At 54.6% G+C, this 18,240-nt stretch carries 18 protein-coding genes; 12 read left to right on the forward strand and 6 right to left on the reverse strand.

Going from position 1 to position 18,240, the window contains the following annotated elements; genetic code table 11:
• Positions 1 to 76 precede the first annotated feature (76 nt).
• From TIRI35C_RS01060 to TIRI35C_RS01100, 9 genes are all read left to right on the forward strand, one after another.
• A complete protein-coding gene (locus tag TIRI35C_RS01060) occupies positions 77 to 1,474 on the forward strand; it encodes an L-aspartate oxidase (protein WP_188202907.1) in 1,398 nt (465 codons plus the stop codon).
• A 32-nt stretch (positions 1,475 to 1,506) separates the two neighbouring features.
• A complete protein-coding gene (locus tag TIRI35C_RS01065) occupies positions 1,507 to 2,709 on the forward strand; it encodes a TIGR00529 family membrane protein (RefSeq protein WP_246454638.1) in 1,203 nt (400 codons plus the stop codon).
• Positions 2,710 to 2,751: 42 nt separating this feature from the next.
• The gene (nadA, locus tag TIRI35C_RS01070; protein WP_188201426.1) at positions 2,752 to 3,660 is read left to right on the forward strand and encodes a quinolinate synthase NadA; all 909 of its coding nucleotides are present in this window, start codon (positions 2,752 to 2,754) and stop codon (positions 3,658 to 3,660) included.
• Positions 3,661 to 3,718: 58 nt separating this feature from the next.
• Complete coding sequence (nadC, locus tag TIRI35C_RS01075) at positions 3,719 to 4,552, forward strand: carboxylating nicotinate-nucleotide diphosphorylase (protein ID WP_188201427.1); 834 nt, start codon at positions 3,719 to 3,721, stop codon at positions 4,550 to 4,552.
• Positions 4,553 to 4,685: 133 nt separating this feature from the next.
• Positions 4,686 to 5,693, forward strand: coding sequence for a pyridoxal 5'-phosphate synthase lyase subunit PdxS (gene pdxS, locus TIRI35C_RS01080; protein WP_188202909.1), 1,008 nt, complete (start codon positions 4,686 to 4,688; stop codon positions 5,691 to 5,693).
• Positions 5,694 to 5,728: 35 nt separating this feature from the next.
• Complete coding sequence (gene pdxT / locus TIRI35C_RS01085) at positions 5,729 to 6,322, forward strand: pyridoxal 5'-phosphate synthase glutaminase subunit PdxT (RefSeq protein ID WP_188202910.1); 594 nt, start codon at positions 5,729 to 5,731, stop codon at positions 6,320 to 6,322.
• Between the two features lie 55 nt (positions 6,323 to 6,377).
• Entirely contained in the window at positions 6,378 to 8,393 is a 2,016-nt protein-coding gene (gene fdhF, locus TIRI35C_RS01090; RefSeq protein WP_188202911.1) for a formate dehydrogenase subunit alpha, read from the forward strand.
• A 31-nt stretch (positions 8,394 to 8,424) separates the two neighbouring features.
• Positions 8,425 to 8,613, forward strand: a complete 189-nt coding sequence (locus tag TIRI35C_RS01095; protein ID WP_188201428.1) for an antitoxin family protein — start codon at positions 8,425 to 8,427, stop codon at positions 8,611 to 8,613.
• Positions 8,588 to 8,947, forward strand: a complete 360-nt coding sequence (locus TIRI35C_RS01100) for a type II toxin-antitoxin system PemK/MazF family toxin (RefSeq protein WP_188201429.1) — start codon at positions 8,588 to 8,590, stop codon at positions 8,945 to 8,947. The genes TIRI35C_RS01095 and TIRI35C_RS01100 overlap by 26 nt, the downstream gene beginning before the upstream one ends.
• Here the strand turns inward: TIRI35C_RS01100 and purF are convergent.
• Positions 8,944 to 10,278 (reverse strand): amidophosphoribosyltransferase, encoded by a 1,335-nt coding sequence (gene purF, locus TIRI35C_RS01105; protein WP_188202912.1) that lies wholly within the window; start codon positions 10,276 to 10,278, stop codon positions 8,944 to 8,946. The genes TIRI35C_RS01100 and purF overlap by 4 nt on opposite strands.
• Positions 10,279 to 10,433: 155 nt before the next feature.
• On the opposite strand from purF, the gene purC reads away from it, so the two are divergent.
• Positions 10,434 to 11,129, forward strand: a complete 696-nt coding sequence (gene purC / locus TIRI35C_RS01110; RefSeq protein WP_188202913.1) for a phosphoribosylaminoimidazolesuccinocarboxamide synthase — start codon at positions 10,434 to 10,436, stop codon at positions 11,127 to 11,129.
• Here the strand turns inward: purC and TIRI35C_RS01115 are convergent.
• Complete coding sequence (locus tag TIRI35C_RS01115; RefSeq protein WP_188201430.1) at positions 11,102 to 13,717, reverse strand: ATP-dependent helicase; 2,616 nt, start codon at positions 13,715 to 13,717, stop codon at positions 11,102 to 11,104. The two genes, purC and TIRI35C_RS01115, sit on opposite strands and share 28 nt — an antisense overlap.
• 90 nt (positions 13,718 to 13,807) lie before the next feature.
• Here TIRI35C_RS01115 and TIRI35C_RS01120 point away from each other — a divergent pair, with 90 nt between their 5' ends.
• On the forward strand, positions 13,808 to 14,116 hold the full coding sequence (locus TIRI35C_RS01120) for a hypothetical protein (RefSeq protein ID WP_188201431.1): 309 nt from the start codon (positions 13,808 to 13,810) through the stop codon (positions 14,114 to 14,116).
• Between the two features lies 1 nt (position 14,117).
• Here the strand turns inward: TIRI35C_RS01120 and TIRI35C_RS01125 are convergent, their stop codons facing one another.
• The 3 genes from TIRI35C_RS01125 to purM form a co-directional block, all read right to left on the reverse strand.
• Positions 14,118 to 14,807, reverse strand: coding sequence for a metallophosphoesterase (locus TIRI35C_RS01125; RefSeq protein WP_188201432.1), 690 nt, complete (start codon positions 14,805 to 14,807; stop codon positions 14,118 to 14,120).
• A gap of 22 nt (positions 14,808 to 14,829) precedes the next feature.
• Positions 14,830 to 14,997 (reverse strand): hypothetical protein, encoded by a 168-nt coding sequence (locus TIRI35C_RS01130; protein WP_188201433.1) that lies wholly within the window; start codon positions 14,995 to 14,997, stop codon positions 14,830 to 14,832.
• Between the two features lie 257 nt (positions 14,998 to 15,254).
• On the reverse strand, positions 15,255 to 16,256 hold the full coding sequence (gene purM / locus TIRI35C_RS01135; protein WP_188202914.1) for a phosphoribosylformylglycinamidine cyclo-ligase: 1,002 nt from the start codon (positions 16,254 to 16,256) through the stop codon (positions 15,255 to 15,257).
• A gap of 117 nt (positions 16,257 to 16,373) precedes the next feature.
• On the opposite strand from purM, the gene purT reads away from it, so the two are divergent.
• The gene (gene purT, locus TIRI35C_RS01140; protein WP_188202915.1) at positions 16,374 to 17,663 is read left to right on the forward strand and encodes a phosphoribosylglycinamide formyltransferase 2; all 1,290 of its coding nucleotides are present in this window, start codon (positions 16,374 to 16,376) and stop codon (positions 17,661 to 17,663) included.
• Between the two features lie 137 nt (positions 17,664 to 17,800).
• On the opposite strand, the gene purE is transcribed toward purT, so the two are convergent.
• Positions 17,801 to 18,232, reverse strand: a complete 432-nt coding sequence (gene purE, locus TIRI35C_RS01145; RefSeq protein ID WP_188202916.1) for a 5-(carboxyamino)imidazole ribonucleotide mutase — start codon at positions 18,230 to 18,232, stop codon at positions 17,801 to 17,803.
• Positions 18,233 to 18,240: the final 8 nt, after the last annotated feature.

Genomic DNA, 18,240 nt, shown 5'->3' on the forward strand with positions numbered 1-18,240 from the left:
TGGTAGCGGCACTGCTGATGAGTCGTAGGTAGAAAAGCGTTTAAGCCCTACCTCTCCCTTTTCTCAGGTGGTGGGATTGAGGGTTGGAATCATCGGAAGCGGAGCCGCAGGCTTGACGGCAGCCATAGCCCTTGCGAGACGGGGCTTTGATGTCACTGTCATCGGAAAGGGGTTCAAAAACACTAACTCATACCTCGCCCAGGCGGGGATAGCCTTTCCAATCCTCGACGGTGATTCCCCTAAAGCCCACGTTCTAGACACTATCAGGGCAGGCAAGTACCTCAACGATGAAGAGGTTGTGTGGAGCGTAATCTCAAAGGCAAGCGGGGCCTACGACTTTTTGACTTCAATAGGCATCGAGTTCGAGACCAATGAGACCGAGGGCGGTCACTCCTTTCCCAGGGTCTTCACGATAAGGAACGAGACCGGAAAGCACATGATGAAGGTTCTCCACATGGCTGCTAAAGAGGCGGGAGTGCACTTCGTTGAGGGCTTCGCTGAAGAGCTCGCCGTGAGGGAGAGGAAGGCCTACGGCGTCTTTCTCGAAGGGGAGCTCATGAAGTTCGACGTGACTGTAATAGCGACGGGGGGCTTTGCGTCGCTCTTCCGGTACACCGCGGGCTCTCCTCTCAACCTCGGCACCCTCATAGGCGATGCCGTGATGAAAGGCGCCCCCACTCGCGATTTGGAGTTCGTCCAGTTCCACCCAACCGGCTACATCGGGAAAAGCGGCGTTTTCCTCGTCAGCGAGGCCGTCCGCGGGGCAGGGGCTAAGCTGGTGACTGAAGACGGGGAGCGCTTCGTTAACGAGCTCTCTACAAGGGACATCGTCGCGAGGGCGATATACAGGCAGATGCTCGCTGGGAAGAGGGTCTACCTCGACGCCACCTCGATAGAGGACTTCAAGAAAAGCTTCCCCCAGATATACGCTTTTCTGGTCAAGGACGGCATCGACCCGTCGAAGGACTTGATTCCCGTCTCGCCAATAGCGCACTACACGATAGGAGGGATAGCTGTTGACCTCTGGTACAAAACCGTTATCAAAAACCTCTACGCGGTAGGTGAAGCCATGAGCAACGGCTTCCACGGGGCGAACAGACTGGCCAGCAACTCGCTCCTTGAGTGCATCGTGAGCGGTCTTGAGGTTGCGAGAACCATAGCTAGGGACAGGCCGAGGCGGGGAGAAGTCAAGGAGCCGGCATATCACGGCTACGAGCTTGGAGACGTTGAGTCTCTAAGGCAACTTCTCTGGGAGAAAGCTGGAATCGTCAGGAGCGCGAAGACCCTTAAGGAAGGCCTCAGGGAGCTTGAGAGAATCGAGGCAGACCCGAGACTAAAGCTACTCGCGAGAGGGGTTCTCGAATGTGCCCTCGCGAGGGAAGAGAGCAGGGGGGCCCACTACCGTGAGGACTTTCCAGCTACGAGAAAATCCTTCGAGAGGCCGAGCTTCTTCGACGGAAAGTGCAGGCTCTAACCAAAGGTTTAAATTCTTATCGAATCCTTGTTATGCCCGGTGAAACGATGGAACTGCTCTATCTCATCGCCTCCTTCGCGGTAGTAATAGCTCTCATCTGGCTTAAAATCAACATCGGTGTCTCAATATTTGTCGGCTCCATAGTGCTGGCCTTCCTGTTTGGAATGAGTCCTGAGGATGCCGCTGTGACCCTTTACCACTCCGCCACCTCGTGGGAGACGATAAGGCTGGTGCTCATAATAGCCTTTATCATGGGCATGACCTCAGTCTTCTCCCAGATAGGCTACCTGAAGGACATGGAAACTGCCGCGAGCAACCTCTTTCCCAAGGCCAAGTACTCTCTGGCCATGCTTCCCGCCCTCATCGGACTTATGCCGATGCCAGCTGGCGCACTGGTCTCGGCCCCCATGATAGAGCCGGTCGCCGGGAAGTTCGAGATGAAAGCTGAAGACAAAACCCTCGTCAACTACTGGTTCAGGCACATATGGGAGCACTCGTGGCCGATGTATCAGGCCATAGTCATCGCCTCGGCCCTCGTTGGAACCTCGATACGGGAGATGAGCACCAAGATGTTTCCTCTGACGGTTCTTATGGCGCTCATCGGGTACGTCCTCCTCATCCGCCCGCTTCCCGATGCCGGTTCCGGAAAAGGAAACGTCAAAACCGGCCTCATACTTCTCCTGAAGAGCACGTACCCCATACTGGTTATCATACTCGTTTCAATCGTTCTGGGCATCGACATGGTCTACGGTGCTTTTCTTGGCTTCCTCTCGGCTCTCATTCCTAACCTGAAGAGGGTGAGCCTGAAAGGGGTCATTGCTCATGCTCTCCAGCTCAGGATAGTCTTTCTCCTCGTTGCGGTGATGTATTTCAAATACGTGCTCCAGGCCACTGGAGCCGTTGAGACGCTCCCAAAAGCAATGATATCGATGAACCTGCCGGTGGTTCTCGTCCTCATGGTGACGCCCTTCATCGTCGGCCTTATGACGGGCATAAGCTTCGCCTACGTGGGTATGACCTTTCCGCTGTTGCTCCCCTTCTTTACGGGCTTTGACATGGTTGCTCTTGCTTACCTGAGCGGTTACATGGGAATGCTCTTCAGTCCCGTGCACCTCTGCTTTGTGTTCTCCGCCGAATACTACGGGGCCGAGCTCCGGAGGACCTACCTGCGGCTCCTCCCCCCAGCACTCCTCCTATTCGCCGGGGGCGTTGCCTATATTGCCCTCTTTCTCTGAAAGCTTTTATACCCTGGAACATAGGGTACCATAGGTGAGACCATGAAGATGGAGGAGCTCGTGCGGGAGATTGAACGCCTGAAGGAGGAGCGCAACGCTATAATCATGGCCCACAACTACCAGCTGCCTGAAATCCAGGATATAGCTGACTTTCTCGGCGACAGCCTTGAGCTAGCAAGGAATGCCGTAAAGGTTGATGCAGACGTCATAGTCTTCGCAGGAGTGGACTTCATGGCAGAAACTGCCAAAATCCTGAATCCTGAGAAGACGGTTCTCTTACCGGCTAAGAGGGCCACCTGTGCGATGGCCAACATGCTGAAGGTCGAGCACATCCTCAGGGCCAAGGAGAAGTATCCTGATGCTCCGGTGGTTCTTTACGTGAACACCACCGCCGAGACCAAGGCCTACGCCGATGTCACAGTCACCTCGGCCAATGCCGCCAAGATAGTGGCCAAGCTCGACTCCGACGTCATCATCTTCGGGCCTGATAAGAACCTGGCAAACTACGTCGCTAAACAGACCGGCAAGAAGGTCATCCCCGTGCCGGAGTACGGCCACTGCTACGTTCACAGGAAGTTCACCATCGAAGACGTGGAACGCGCGAGGAAGCTCTATCCAAACGCCAGGCTGATGGTTCACCCCGAGTGCGAACCGGAGGTACAGGAAAGGGCCGACATAATAGTCTCCACCGGCGGGATGATAAGGCGCGCAAATGAGTGGAACGAGTGGGTCGTCTTCACGGAGAGGGAAATGGTCTACCGCCTTCAGAAGCTCTATCCTGATATCAGGTTCCACCCGGCTAAGGAAGATGCGGTCTGCATCGGCATGAAGGCCATAACGCTCAACCACATATATGAGTCGCTCAGGGACATGAAGTACGAGGTTGAAGTGCCGGAGGAGATAGCCCGAAAGGCAAGGAGGGCCATAGAGAAAATGCTTGAGATGAGCTGAGGTGTTAAGTTGAGAGGGAAAGATTCCGAGATTTTTGTTAAGTATGGAGGGAAACTTTATGATTTCTCTTTCCTATCTGCTCAGGTTCCTTGAGGAGGATTCGCCCTTCGGCGACGTCACGAGTGAAGCTATAATTCCTGAAGGAACGAAGGCCAAAGCAGTAATCATTGCGAAGCAAAATGGCGTTATAGCGGGAGTCGAGGAAGCGAAGGCTCTCTTTGAGCACTTCGGGGTTGAAGTTGAGGTCAGGAAGAGGGACGGCGAAGAAGTGAAGAAGGGTGACATCATACTCGAGCTGACCGGTGATGCGCGCGCGATACTCCTCGTCGAGAGGACGGCTTTGAATGTCATGGGCAGGATGAGTGGCATCGCCACCGAGGTCAGAAGGCTGGTCGATAGGGTTAGGGCCGTCAACCTGAAGGTTTGCATTGCAGGAACCAGAAAGACTCTCCTCAAGCCGCTGGATAAGAGGGCGATACTCATAGGCGGCGGGGAAATGCATCGCTTCTCGCTGAGCGACGCGGTACTCATAAAGGACAACCATCTCGCTCTGGTTCCTCTGGAAGAGGCCATAAGGCGTGCCAAAGGGTTCAGCGTTTACAAGGTCGTCGAAGTGGAAGTCGAGAGCCTTGAGGATGCCATTAAAGCGGCAAAAGCCGGGGCGGACGTGGTGATGCTCGACAACATGAGTCCGACCGAGATAGCCGAGACGATAGAGGCTCTAAAGCGCGAAGGGCTCAGGGAGAGGGTTAAAATCGAGGTCTCCGGTGGGATAACGCCCGAGAACATCGAGGAGTACGCGGAACTCGACATCGACGTCATAAGCCTCGGCTATCTCACGCACTCGGTCAGGAACTTCGACGTCAGCCTTGAGATAATTGGAAAGGCCTGAACGAGGGCTTTTCTGCTCTGCCTTATTTTTCCTGAAGTTTCTTGGGGGCCGGTGCGGCTTTTCCGCGGCAAGGTTTATATTCAAGTTTTTTCTTGAATTATATTGCAAGCCATAACTTGAAATGGTGGTGTCCATGGGAAAGCTCCACGTTATAGAGGCCAAGGGTACGGACAGGCTCAAGAAAGGTTTCGCCAAGATGGTGAAGGGCGGCGTAATTATGGATGTCACAAACGCGGAGCAGGCCAGAATAGCCGAGGAAGCCGGTGCAGTTTCGGTTATGGCGCTCCACATGGTTCCCGCAGACATAAGAAGGGCCGGTGGCGTTGCCAGAATGGCCCCGATAGAGAAGATCCAAGAGATAATGGACGCGGTGACGATTCCAGTCATGGCGAAGGTCAGGATCGGCCACGTGGCAGAGGCCAAAATACTCGAGGCCCTCGGCGTTGATATGATAGACGAGAGCGAGGTTCTAACGCCTTCGGATCCCTATTTCCACATAGACAAGAGAGAATTTGCCGTTCCCTTCGTCTGTGGCGCCAGGAACCTCGGTGAAGCGGTAAGGAGGATATGGGAGGGCTCGGCAATGATTAGGACCAAGGGCGAGGCCGGAACCGGCAACATCGTCGAGGCAGTGAGACACGTCCGCCTAGTGGCAGAGGGCATAAGGCAGATTCAGGCCATGACGGACGAGCAGGTTTATGCCGTGGCTGAAAAGTTCGCCGAGCCCTACCTCAGGCTGTCCCTCAACGTCAAGGAGATAGCTGGCCTCCCGACCAAGGTTCTGGAAAACGAACCTGTCTACGGCCACCACACCTACCACGAGATCGTCGATGGCCTCTACAAGGTTCTCCTGGAGATAAAGAAGCTTGGAAGGTTGCCTGTTGTGAACTTCGCCGCCGGAGGAGTTGCAACCCCTCCTGACGCGGCCTTGATGATGCAGATGGGCATGGACGGCGTCTTCGTGGGCAGCGGCATCTTCAAGAGCTCCAATCCGGAAAAGATGGCCAGGGCTATAGTTGAGGCCGTTAACCACTGGGACGAACCCGATGTCTTGGCGGAGATAAGCAGGGAAATCGGCGAGCCAATGCGCGGCAGGGACATTGAAGAGCTGGAGGTTCGCCTTGAGGAGAGGGGCGTCTGATCTCTCTTCTTTGCCTTTTCAATGAGGTGGTGGAAATGGTTAAGGTAGGCGTTATAGGCCTTCAGGGCGACGTCAGCGAGCACATCGAGGCAAGCAAGAGGGCTTTGGAGAACCTCGGGGTTTCCGGCGAGGTCATCTGGCTCAGGAAGCAGGGGCAGCTGGAGGGAATCTCCGCAATCATAATCCCCGGCGGTGAGAGCACGACCATCTCAAGGCTCATGGTGAAGAACGGTCTCCTTGAGCCCGTGAGGAAGCTCGGCGAGGAAGGTTTGCCGATAATGGGAACCTGCGCAGGTTTGATAATGCTCTCGAAGGAGGTAATCGGTGCCACTCCGGAGCAGAGGTTCCTCAAGCTTCTCGACGTTCGCGTTAATAGAAACGCCTACGGCAGGCAGGTGGACAGCTTCGAGGCTCCAATAAAGCTGGCCTTCAGCGACGAGCCGTTCCCAGGGGTTTTCATTCGCGCGCCCCGCATAGTCAAACTCCTGAACGATAAAGTCCGGCCGATAGCTTGGCTCGGCGATAGGGTTGTTGGCGTCGAGGGGGACAACATCATCGGCCTTGAGTTTCACCCGGAGCTGACCTCTGATACCAGAGTTCATGAATACTTCCTGAAGAAGGCCCTCTAACTTGAACATTTTTTCATCAATTTCTTCCGGAAATCTTTTTATTCTTGCCGTGTATATGTTTATCGGTGGTAGCGTGAGCGAGCCCAAGACGGTCGTGTGTCCCTACTGCGGCTTTGGCTGCAGGCTTCTCGTTGATCCCACGACGATGAGAGTCAAACCGTACCAAGGTGAACCCAACAGGGGCAAGCTCTGCCCCAAGGGTCTCCACGCGACGGAGTTCGTTCTTTCCGGGGACAGGCTCAAGCGTCCCCTTAAGCGCGAGGGCTCTAAGATAAGACCGATAAGCTGGGGGCAGGCCATCGAGGAGATAGAGGGTAAGCTCCTCGAAATCCGCGAGCTGTACGGTCCAGACGCTGTGGCGTTCATAGCCTCATCCAAGGTCAGCAACGAGGAGAACTACCTTTTGCAAAAGATCGCGAGGCTTTTCGGCACGAACAACATAGACAACTGCGCAAGGCTATGCCACGAGGCGAGCGTTCACGCTCTCAAGATGACCCTTGGAGCTGGGGCGCAGACCAACCCGTATGAAGACCTGGAGGGGTTTAATGCCATACTCATCTGGGGCTACAACCCTGCTGAAACCCATCCAGTTGTCATGGACTACATCCTGAAGGCCAGGAGGAAAGGTGCTAAAATAATCGTCGTCGACGTCAGGGAAACCAGAACGATGGCCTTCGCGGACTATAAGCTGATCATCCGTCCGGGGACCGACATAGCCCTCGCAAACGCGGTTATGAACGTCATAATCCTGGACGAGCTCTACGACGAGGAGTTCATAAAGACCAGAACCGCCGGCTTCTCCAAGGTAAGGATGGCTGTGAGAAAGTACACTCCGGAGTACGCGGAGAAGGTAACCGGAATTCCCGCCGAAACGATCAGAGAAGTTGCGAGAACCTTTGCCTTAGCCGGAAGCGGCGCGATAATGTGGGGGATGGGGCTTACCCAGCACGTTTCTGGCGTTGAGAACGTTTTAGCGATTATAGACCTTGCCCTGCTCCTCGGTTATATCGGCGAGAAGGGTGGTCTCTATCCAATGCGAGGCCAGAACAACGTTCAGGGAGCGGCATACATGGGAGCGCTGAGTGAATTTTTACCTGGCTACGTCCCGCTGACCGACGAGCGCTTTAGAAAGCGTGTGGCAAAGATATGGGGCGTGGAAGACCTCCCGACGGAGCGCGGGCTCTACCTCACGGAGCTCTGGGAGGCCATTGAGAAGGGCGATGTAAAGGCGCTCTACATAGTCGGGGAAAACCCTGCCGTCAGTGAAGCGGACTTCCTCGGGGTAAGAAACGCCCTCAGAAAGCTCGATCTCCTCGTCGTTCAGGACATCTTTATGACGCGCACAGCGAGATACGCCCACTACATTCTTCCTGCGAGTGCCTTCTGCGAGAAGGAAGGCTCGTACATGAACAGCGAGAGGAGAATTCAGTGGAGCCACAAGGTCTGCGAGCCGGGGGGTGATTCGAAGCCCGACTGGGAAATACTGACCATGCTCGGCAGGGCTCTCGGTCTGCCCGGTTTTGACTATTCAAGCGTTGAAGAGATCACCGCCGAGTACTTCCGCCTCTTCCCTTCGCTGGAGGAGAGGAGCATTGAGGAGCTCAAAAACGGCGACGGCATATTCCTTCCGAGGAAGAGGCTCCACACCTGGGAGTTCTCAACTCCAGACGGAAAGGCCAGGTTCATCGCTGTGGAACAGGTTCAACCGTGGGAGAGGCCGGACTACGAGTACCCCTTCATACTTACGACAATCAGGCTGATAAGCCACTACAACACAGGTGAAATGACCCTCAGGAGTCCCTCGCTCGTCAGACTGATGGGAGAGCCCAGGGTGCTGATAAACAGAAGCGACGCGGAGAGGCTTGGAATCCACGACGGCGACTGGGTTGAGATCGAGACTAGGCGCGGGAAGATTAGAATGAGGGCCAAGCTCGGCGGTATTCCCTCCGGAGTGGTTGCGGTTCCCTTCCACTTCAAGGCGAACAAAATAACGAGCCCTGCCCTGAACAAAGCCGGAACGCCGGAGCTCAAGTTCTCTGCGTGCAGGGTGAGGAAGCTCGAAAGAGGCTAACGTTTAAGAGTTTCTTCTCCAATCTTTAACTATGTCCAAAGTGATAGTTGCCGTGTATAGAGGGGATGTTATAATTCCCCTCGAAAAGCTCAACATCCCCCAGGGCGCGAAGCTCCTGATAAGGATAGAGAAGATTGAAGAGAAAGACGCCCTCAAGGAGATTGGATATCTAAAGCTCCTCAGGGAGGGAGAGGATGCCGAGGAGCTCTTTGAAATTTAACCAGGGCGATATAGTTCTTCTGAAGCTTCCTTTCACCGACTATCTTGGAAGCAAACTCCGGCCGGTTTTAGTGGTGAGTTCCGACGAGCTGAACTCCATAAGTAATGACCTTGTGGTGCTGAAGATCACGAGCAAATCCCATTTCAAGGAGTTCCAGGTTGAGCTAACTCAGGACGACCTTCTGAGTGGAAGGTTAAAGAAGAAAAGCTTTATCGACTGCTCCTCAGTTTTCACCGTGGAGAAGTCTCTTGTAATCAAAAGAATAGCCAAGTTAACGCCCCAAAAGCCCCAGGAAGTTAAAAATATCCTCAAAAGGACTTTTGGCATTGATTAAAGCCTGAACGCCCACTCCGGATACTCCCCGGTAAGGCATGCAAGGCAGAGGTCTCTCCTCCCGACGGCTTTTTTCAGCCCCTCTATGCTGAGGTAAGCCAGGCTGTCGGCCCCTATTGATTCCCTCACCTTCTCGACGCTCCCAAAGGCCGCTATGAGCTCGTGCCTGGTAGGAATGTCCACCCCCATATAGCACGGGTACCTTATCGGAGGGGAGGCGATCCTCACGTGCACCTCTTTAGCCCCAGCGTTTCTCAGAAGAGTGACTATTCTTCTCATCGTCGTTCCCCTGACGATTGAGTCATCAACCAGCACGACGCTCTTTCCCTCGATGACTTCTCTCACCGGCGAGAGCTTGAGCTTAACCTTCAGCTCGCGGTAGAACTGGCCGGGGGTTATGAACGTCCTCCCGATGTAGCGGTTCTTTATGAGGCCCTCAGAGTAGGGAATCCCGCTGACCCTGGAGAAGCCCAAAGCGGAAGCCCTTCCTGAGTCCGGCACTGCTATGACGACGTCTCCGTTGGCAGGGCTTTCCCTTGCCAGTTCCTCCCCCATCTTTACCCGGGATGTATAGACGTTTACACCGTCTATCGTGCTGTCCGGGCGGGCGAAGTATATGTACTCGAAAACGCAGTGATGGTGGCTCTCCCTGGCCAGAACCTTGCTCTCGACCCCGTCTTCCGAGAGGAGAAAGACCTCCCCGGGCTGAACGTCTCTTATATCCTGGACGAATAGTCTCAACGCGGAATCCTCCGAGGCGAAATAATGACCGTCTCCACTTCCGTAGCTCAGCGGCCTGAAGCCGACCGGGTCCCTCGCAACAAGTATCTTCCCGTCGAACAGGAAGGCGACCGAGTAGGCCCCCTTAACTTCCTCAAAGAGGGTTTTCATGGCCTCGAACTCGTCGCCGGTCTCGTGGAGGTGCCAGAGGAATGAAATCCCCAGAAGCTCAGAGTCCACCGAGTGCCTGAACTTAACCCCCAGCCGTTCGTAGTGCCGCCTGAGGGGGAGGAAATTCGTGAGGGTTCCGTTGTGGGCTATCGCGATGCTCTTTCCGCAGCAGCCTGTCTCCAGCGGCTGGGTCTCCGTGAGGGAGCCTGATGTGGAGTAGCGGACATGGGCTATTACCATCTTGGATTTTAGCTTCGCCATCTCGCCGTTCCTGAAGACCTCCGAAACGAGCCCCCTGCGGGCTATTGTTCTTATCTTATGCTTCCAGGCGCTTATCCCCGCGCTTTCTTGACCGCGGTGCTGCAGGGCTATGAGTGCGTAGTAGGCTTTTTTCGGAGCATTCTCGGTAACCGCTGCAAAGACGCCGCACTTCTCGCGCATCGCCACCACCGATTGACTTTTGGATGTCAATAACCTCATGTTAAGCTGGCCAAATTTAGGGATTCGTGCTTAAAAGCTTTGCCCATCTTTTAACATTTTTCAGGCAAAAAAATCCTTAAAAGTGCGCAAGTTTTTACATAAAATTGGTGATTAACGTGGAAGTTTACGAAGGCAAGGCCAAGAAGGTAATCCCCCTCGACGATGGAAAGGCCATTATGGAGTTCAAGGACGATGCTACCGCCTTTGACGGCAGGAAAAAGGCTCGGTTCAGGGGCAAGGGGTGGCTCAATGCCCAGATCAGCGCGGTTCTCTTCAGGGTTCTCGAGGAGAAAGGCGTTAAGACCCACTTCATCGGGGTTGCCGGGGATAACCGCCTCATCGTTGAGCGGCTCAAGATGTACCCGCTCGAGGTGGTCGTCAGGAACGTTGTCGCCGGCAGTTTGAAGAAGCGCCTCCCCCTTGAGGGGGGAACCGAATTGCCGGAGCCGATAGTCGAGCTCTACTACAAGGACGACAGCCTTGGGGATCCTATGATAAACTACTACCACGCAAAGGTTCTCGGGATAAGCGAGGGTGAGATAAGGGAGATGGAGCGCATAGCTCTTAGAGTAAACGAGATTCTCAGGGAGTACTTTGCTCAGCGCGGGATAATCCTCGTGGATTTCAAGCTGGAGTTCGGAAAGAACGGGAGGGGTGAGATTCTACTCGGCGACGAGATAAGCCCCGACACCTGCCGCTTCTGGGACGCGAGAACTGGAAAGAGCCTTGACAAGGACGTCTTCCGCTTCGATAAGGGCGACCTGATAAACGCTTATGAGGAGCTCTACGAGCGCTTGGCCGGCACTTCCTGAGCCTCCCCTATCATTGCCATTATTTTTCTATGCAGAGTCTTGATAAGCTCCCTTCTGTCCTCCATCAGGACAACGTCGCTCGAGCCTATTACCTCAAGGTTGAAGGCGAAGGGACTTGGCACGCTGTGGGTCTCGAAGACAACCTTTACTCTGCCCTCCCCGACCCAGCTCAGGAAGGTTTCAGCGCTCTCAACGTCCATCTTGTCCTCCATAATCTCGCGGTAGACCTCCTTCAGGAGCGGGAAGTCTGGGTGGTTCTCCTTGAGGACCCTGAGGAGGGAAACTGCCATCACCTGCTGCCTGCCGAGCCTCTTGCTCCTCCCGATGTAGCGCCTGAGGATTAACAATCCACGGTTGGCCACGTGGCGGAAGCGCCTCTTCAGAAGCTCGGTGTTGTCCAGGGCCAGCTTTAACGTCTCCCTTAGGTCCTCGACCTCGAAAAGCTCCCTAATTTCTTCCTCGCTCAGCTCGACCTCCGGGGGGAGGAGTAAGGCGAAGCCGTTGTCGTTTATCGCTATCCCGACGTTGCAGTTCTTCCTCTTGCTCACGAGGTAGGCGAAGGCCCTGCTCAGGGCATCGTTAGCTCTCCTCCCGATGAGGGTGTGGAAAAAGTAGCGGTTCCGCTTTCCGGGCACGAACTCGACCAAGAGTGTCTCATCGTCAGGGATCACCGAATACCTCGCCTGCTCGCGGAAGTAAGCTATGATAGCTCTCGTGGCCTTCTCGTCTATCCCGTACTTCCGCACGAGCCTCCTAACCGCGTCCCTCCGGTGAAGAAGTTCCTTGACTTCCCTTCTAAACCTCTGAATGTCGAGGGCCAGGTCGAAGCTGAGCGGGAGCATCTCCGAGAACCACGCAGGAATGGTCGGCTTTGCACCCTCGCGGGGAATAACGTAGAGCCTGTTCCCCCTGCTCTTGACGAACTCATAGGTTCTTCCGGCCAAGACGAAGATGTCGCCGGGCATTAAGCGCTCTGCAAACTCCTCCTCAACCGTTCCTATCAGCTTCTTGTCCATCGTGTAAACCCTGATCTTTGCTTCATCTGGAATCGTGCCGACGTTCATGTAGTAGATCGCCCTCGTCATTTTGCCCCTCTTTCCAAAGCGCCCGTCCTCAAGCCATATCTTCGCGTAGACCTTCCTCTCCTCCAGGCCAGCGTATTCTCCTGCCAGATACCTCAAAACACTCATGAAGTCCTCAAAAGGCAGGTTCCTGAAAGGATAAGCGCGCCTTACGAGGTTGTAGGCTTCCCCCACTTCCCACACCTTGTTGAGGGCCATTCCGAGCAGGTGCTGGACGAGGACGTCGAGCGGGTTCTCGGGGATTCTAACCCTGTCGAGTCTCCTGTTCCTGGCGTTGTGCGCTAAAACTGTAACCTCCACCAAATCATCGCGATCGAGCGCCAAAATAACCCCTTTGCTGACCTCGTGGAGCCTGTGGCCGGCCCTTCCAATTCTCTGTAATGCTCTATTAACGCTCTTGGGTGAGCCGATTAAGACCACGAGGTCAATAGTTCCGATATCCAAACCTAACTCCAAGCTTGTTGAGCTGATTACCGCCCGAAGCTCGCCCCTCTTGAGCTTCTCCTCAACGTCCAGGCGAACCTCCCTCGACAGCGAGGAGTGGTGGGCCTCTATCAGGCCCTCAAACTCCGGAAAGCGCTTTTTGAGGTTGAAAGCAACTCTCTCGGCACCGCTCCTCGTGTTGGTGAAGATGAGCGTCGTCCTGTGCTCCCTAATCAGCTCTGCCAGACGGTTGTAGAGGGCCTCGCTCAGCGCTCCAGCTGGAGTGTAAATCAAATCCTCAACGACGCTCTCAACTTTTATTTCCGTCTGCTTGGCGAAGCTGACATCAACTATAAGTCCGGGCCTCGGCTCCCCGTTTTCAAAGCCGAAGACGAACTTCGCTATCTCCTCAAGCGGATGTATGGTGGCGCTCAGGCCTATCCTCACAAATTTTTCTTCGGCCATCTCTTGAAGGCGCTCAACGCTCAAAGCCAAATGACTGCCACGCTTGTTCTCCGCCAAAGCGTGAACCTCGTCTATGATGAGGTATTTGACCGTCTTTAGCCTCTCGCGGAACTTTGGGGCGTTGAGCGCTATGGCGAGGCTTTCAGGGGTTGTTATCAGAATATGCGGCGGCTTCCTCACCATCTTGCTCTTCTCGTAGCTTGAAGTGTCGCTCGTCCTTATGCCGACCCTTATCTCAGGGATTTCGTAACCCAACTCCTTTGCAACTTCTTTTATCTCCGCCAAAGGCCCCTCAAGGTTCCTCTTGATGTCGTTGTTCAAAGCCCTCAACGGGGAAACGTAGAGGACGTAGATTTTATCCTCGAGCTTTCCCTCCTTGGCTAGAAGTATCAGCTCGTTTATCGCCGAGAGAAAGGCCGAGAGAGTCTTTCCAGAACCGGTCGGTGAGGAGATTAGAACGTTCTCGCCCTTGTGAATCTCCATGACAGCGTAGCGCTGTGGTGGTGTAAAGGTTCCAAACTTCCGCCTGAACCACACCCTAACCGGCTCGCTCAGGATTGAGAATATCTCCTCATCAGTGTACTCGCGCTTCGCCCAGCGAATTTTTCCCTCTGTCATCAGCCCAGGATTTTCAATTTGGTTTTTAAACCATTCGGTTAGTCCAACAAACTTTTTAAGTCCAAAGAGAGAACTACCGCCGGTGGGACTATGAGCCGCAGGGGGAGTGAGACCCTCAGGAAGGTCATTGAGGAGTTCAACAGGTTGCACGGCAGCGAGGCCGAAGCGAGGGTATTAGAACTTAAAGGGGACGAGGTTGTAATAGAGTTCGAGGGCTCGTTCTGTGCCACCTGCGGGCTTTACGACTACTTCGACGACATCAAGTGGGAGGCGCTCGATTTTGGCCTTGAGCTTGAGCCGGTTGAGGTTCTTGAGACGGAGGAAGACGACTTCGAGCACGGTCGCTACGTTGTGAGGTATAGGATCGGTAAGAAACCGGGACTTAAGTTTTTGGATTAATTCAGAGTGTGCTTAGCTTTCTTAATGTCTCCGTCAATTTATCCAGCTCCCCGAAATCCAGGAGCTCCCCCTCGACGGGCACCAGCACGCGCAGCTTTGAGCTGTCGAACTTCCGAAGGAACGGCGAAACTATCTCCCTCGTCACGTCGTTGCCGTAGGCCCAGGGACTGAAGGCAGGCAGGACGATAAGCCTCTCGCCCCACAGAAAAGCCGGTACCTTCACGCTCGCCCCCACTTCGTCCCTCAGCCTTATCGCAGGGTGTTCGTGGCCGATTATGAACCTTTCTCCTTCCTCCAGCCTGTGGCCGTGGACCAGGGTCCATCCCCTTACTTCCAACCTGTCCACGATTTCAACTCCCCTCTCCCTCAGCCACAGTATCCCCGGGTCGTGGTTTCCCCTGATCACTATTATCTCATCGACTTCGCTCTCAAGGGCGTCGAAGAATCTTCCCAGTTCCTCCCGCTCCATCCTGAACTGGACGAACGAGTGCTTCAGGTCGCCGTCGATTATGAGCCTCTTCGGCCTTTCCCTTCTCACAACTGCCAGAACTTCCTGGATAAGCCCCCCGAGGAGGTTGGGAAAGTAGTTGCCCTCCCTGGCCATGGACCTCTCGAAGCCTATGTGGAGGTCCGCTATTATCAGGTCTTTTCCCAGCAGGATCGCTTTCTCGGGAACGGGCCTCGGCTTCATGGTACCTGGAACGGGCCGGGGCTTAAAACGCTTGCCGTTCGGACTCGTAAGTTATCCAGACGGTGTAGCAGCCCTTCGCGTCTTCCTCGATAACGATCTTTCTCAATCGGGGCCCGTATTCCTTCACGGCCTCCTCAACGACGGCCGGAAGGTTCTCGAGGAATGCCTTCTTTTTTACGGTGAGCTCCATGGAACCACCGAGAAATGTTGGGGTGGGAGGGCTTAAAGCCTTACCGTTCTGGTTAGCCGTGAGTTGCGTTTGTAATTCTCGTTACGGCTAACCTTCCCTCCTCCAGTCTTCATTGGAGAGCTTTCGGGGGGAACGGAAACTCCCCACATCTTCGGGCTGAACAGTCCCCATTCGGGCTTAGTAACTCCCACATATCGGGGACTGTCAAGCTACGCTAAAATAAAGACCTGAGAATACTTAAAAATTATGGTTACAACCTAATAAACAATCCCGTAGTTCTTCACAACTATTCCCTCTTTTTCCGTGACTGTCCCGAGCTCGAAAGTCTCAAAATACCTGCCAAGGATTTCCAGGGCTTCCTCTCTCTCCTCTGCCGACACTACAGCTATCATGCCAACGCCCATGTTGAAAACGCGGAACATCTCCTCCAGCGGAACGCCGTTCTCATAGATCAGCCTGAATATCCCTTCGATGGGTGGCATCTCAAGGGAAAAGCCGTGGTTCGTGAGGCGCTTCAGGTTGGTCAGGCCACCTCCCGTTATGTGCGCTAATCCGTGAACCTCGACACTCTCTATTAAGTCGAGTACAGCTTTAACGTAAATCCTTGTTGGCTCCAAAAGCCACTCCCAGAGTTTCCTGCCCTCGTACTCGTAGTCGAGGCCGTACTTAGGGATTAGAAGCTTCCTTGCAAGGGTCAGGCCGTTGGAGTGGATTCCCGAACTCGCTATACCAATAACTGCATCTCCGGGTCTTATCTTCTCCCCCGTTATGACTTTCCCCTTCTCGACTATTCCGATGGCCGTTCCGGCTAAATCAAAGCCGTTGATGAGGTCTGGCATAACTGCCGTCTCCCCGCCGACTATCGCTATTCCGGCCTGCCTCGCCCCTTCGTAAAGACCCTTGGCTATCTCTTCAAAAACTCTCTCATCAGGCTCCCTGACTGCGAGGTAGTCCACAAGAGCTACGGGCTCGGCCCCAACGCAGAGCAAATCATTGACGTTCATTGCCATCATGTCTATCCCTATCGTGTCGAACTTGCCGACGGCTTCCGCTACCAGAACTTTTGTGCCAACACCATCGGTCGTCATGGCGAGGTAAAAGTCATGAAAATCCATCAGCGCCGCGTAGTGGCCTATTCCACTCGGCTCGCCGAGCTTTCCTTTTCTGAACCTGAACGTCTCCTTCGCGAGACCTATGATTCCCCTGAGGGCCCTCACAGTTTTCTCGTCATCAACTCCCGCCTGGGCGTAGGTCAGCATGAACACCACCGAAGAGAGTTCCACAGGGAGCTTAAAAGCTTTGCCATGTTTATGCTTAAAAAGGCTTAAATATCATGAATTTTTAACATTTTAACGTCAAAATTTGAGGTGATGATAATGATCCAGCCCCGGGACGAGCTCGGAACCGCTATGACGGACTCCGCTCAAAAGATACTCCTCCTCGGGAGCGGCGAGCTGGGAAAGGAGATAGCCATCGAGGCCCAGAGGCTCGGCGTTGAAGTTGTGGCTGTCGATAGATACGCCAACGCTCCGGCCATGCAGGTTGCACATCGCTCCTATGTTGGAGACATGCGTAAGACTGACTTCCTCTGGAGCGTCGTCGAGCGCGAAAGGCCGGATGCAATAATACCGGAGATCGAGGCGATTAACTTAGATGCCCTCTTCGAGCTTGAAAAAGACGGTTACTTCGTCGTTCCGAACGCCAAGGCTACGTGGATAGCCATGCACCGCGAGAGGACTAGGGAGACGCTCGCGAAGGAAGCAAAGGTTCCAACGTCGAGATATGCCTACGCCACCACTTTCGACGAACTCTACGAGGCCTGCGAGAGGATAGGCTACCCCTGCCACACCAAGGCCATAATGAGCTCCTCTGGAAAGGGTTCCTACTTCGTCAAGGGGCCGAAGGATATTCCGAAGGCCTGGGAAGAGGCCAAGAAGAAAGCCCGCGGTAGTGCGGACAAGATAATCGTTGAGGAGCACATAGACTTCGACGTTGAGATTACAGAGTTAGCTGTTAGACACTACGACGAGAACGGGGAGATAGTCACGACCTTCCCGAAGCCGGTCGGCCACTACCAGATCGACGGCGACTATCATTCCAGCTGGCAGCCGACCGAAATTTCAGAAAAGGCCGAACGCGAGGTCTACAGGATAGCCAGGCGCATCACCGACGTACTTGGAGGCCTCGGCCTCTTCGGCGTCGAGATGTTCGTGAAGGGGGACAAAGTTTACGCCAACGAGGTCTCCCCGAGGCCCCACGACACGGGTATGGTGACCCTCGCCTCCCACCCGACCGGCTTCTCAGAGTTCGGACTGCATCTCAGGGCGGTCCTCGGTCTTCCGATTCCCGGCGAGTGGGTAGACGGCTATCGTCTCTTCCCTCTCATGACTCCAGCCGCAACCCACGTCATCAAGGCCAACGTTTCCGGCTACTCCCCGCGCTTCCGCGGTCTGGTAAAGGCCCAGAGCGTTCCGAACGCGACGGTGAGGCTCTTCGGCAAGCCAGAGGCTTATCCCGGAAGGAGGCTTGGAGTGGCTTTGGCCTGGGATAGGAACGTTGCCGAGGCGAAGAAACGTGCCGAGATGGTTGCCCACGCTGTGGAGCTTAGAACCCGGAGTTCGGGCTGGCATCAACAGGATTACGAAAGGAGAAAGCACCTGCTATAATTAACACTTTGTTACAGTTCGATGGAAAAAGGAAAGATTTAAAAGGGCCGAAATGTTCCACATTGTGGGCTAAAATAATATTGAGCTTCGGCTCAAATAAGGTTGCGGGTAGAATAAGCCCGTGTTTCGATGCGGGCTTATGCCCGCATCCTTTCCCTGTACTCTTCAAGCTTCCTCCTGAGGCTTTCGTCCTTTAAAGCGAGGATTTCTATCGCGAGCAAAGCCGCGTTCCTGCCGTTGTCTATGCCGACCGTTGCCACTGGGACGCCCGGCGGGAGCTGGGCTATGCTGAGTAGCGCGTCAAGGCCGTTCAGTTTGACCGAGACCGGGACGCCTATCACGGGCTTGACCGTGTGGGCGGCAATGACCCCTGGCAGAGCGGCGCTCAGGCCGGCTATTGCTATGAAGACGTCGTAGTCCTTCTTCGCCAGCTCCTCAACCTTCTTCGGGTTCCTGTGGGCCGAAGCGACGTCGACGTCGTACTCAACGCCGAACTCGTCAAGGATTGAGGTTACTTTCTCAGCGATATGGGAGTCGCTTTTGCTTCCCATAACCACCAGAACCTTCACGGCCATCA

Origin of the sequence: Thermococcus camini (assembly GCF_904067545.1) — an archaeon.
Taxonomy (GTDB): Archaea; Methanobacteriota_B; Thermococci; order Thermococcales; family Thermococcaceae; genus Thermococcus; species Thermococcus camini.

Excerpts from the sequence above, each read along its gene's own strand:
- TIRI35C_RS01120 (WP_188201431.1), top strand. The coding sequence starts at position 13,808 with ATGAGCCGCAGGGGGAGTGAGACCCTCAGGAAGGTCATTGAGGAGTTC.
- purF (WP_188202912.1), bottom strand. The coding sequence starts at position 10,278 with ATGCGCGAGAAGTGCGGCGTCTTTGCAGCGGTTACCGAGAATGCTCCG.
- TIRI35C_RS01115 (WP_188201430.1), bottom strand. The coding sequence starts at position 13,717 with ATGACAGAGGGAAAAATTCGCTGGGCGAAGCGCGAGTACACTGATGAG.
- nadC (WP_188201427.1), top strand. The coding sequence starts at position 3,719 with ATGATTTCTCTTTCCTATCTGCTCAGGTTCCTTGAGGAGGATTCGCCC.
- TIRI35C_RS01130 (WP_188201433.1), bottom strand. The coding sequence starts at position 14,997 with ATGGAGCTCACCGTAAAAAAGAAGGCATTCCTCGAGAACCTTCCGGCC.
- TIRI35C_RS01100 (WP_188201429.1), top strand. The coding sequence starts at position 8,588 with ATGCCGAGGAGCTCTTTGAAATTTAACCAGGGCGATATAGTTCTTCTG.
- TIRI35C_RS01125 (WP_188201432.1), bottom strand. The coding sequence starts at position 14,807 with ATGAAGCCGAGGCCCGTTCCCGAGAAAGCGATCCTGCTGGGAAAAGAC.
- pdxT (WP_188202910.1), top strand. The coding sequence starts at position 5,729 with ATGGTTAAGGTAGGCGTTATAGGCCTTCAGGGCGACGTCAGCGAGCAC.
- nadA (WP_188201426.1), top strand. The coding sequence starts at position 2,752 with ATGAAGATGGAGGAGCTCGTGCGGGAGATTGAACGCCTGAAGGAGGAG.
- pdxS (WP_188202909.1), top strand. The coding sequence starts at position 4,686 with ATGGGAAAGCTCCACGTTATAGAGGCCAAGGGTACGGACAGGCTCAAG.
- purT (WP_188202915.1), top strand. The coding sequence starts at position 16,374 with ATGATCCAGCCCCGGGACGAGCTCGGAACCGCTATGACGGACTCCGCT.
- TIRI35C_RS01065 (WP_246454638.1), top strand. The coding sequence starts at position 1,507 with ATGCCCGGTGAAACGATGGAACTGCTCTATCTCATCGCCTCCTTCGCG.
- purM (WP_188202914.1), bottom strand. The coding sequence starts at position 16,256 with ATGCTGACCTACGCCCAGGCGGGAGTTGATGACGAGAAAACTGTGAGG.
- fdhF (WP_188202911.1), top strand. The coding sequence starts at position 6,378 with ATGTTTATCGGTGGTAGCGTGAGCGAGCCCAAGACGGTCGTGTGTCCC.
- TIRI35C_RS01095 (WP_188201428.1), top strand. The coding sequence starts at position 8,425 with ATGTCCAAAGTGATAGTTGCCGTGTATAGAGGGGATGTTATAATTCCC.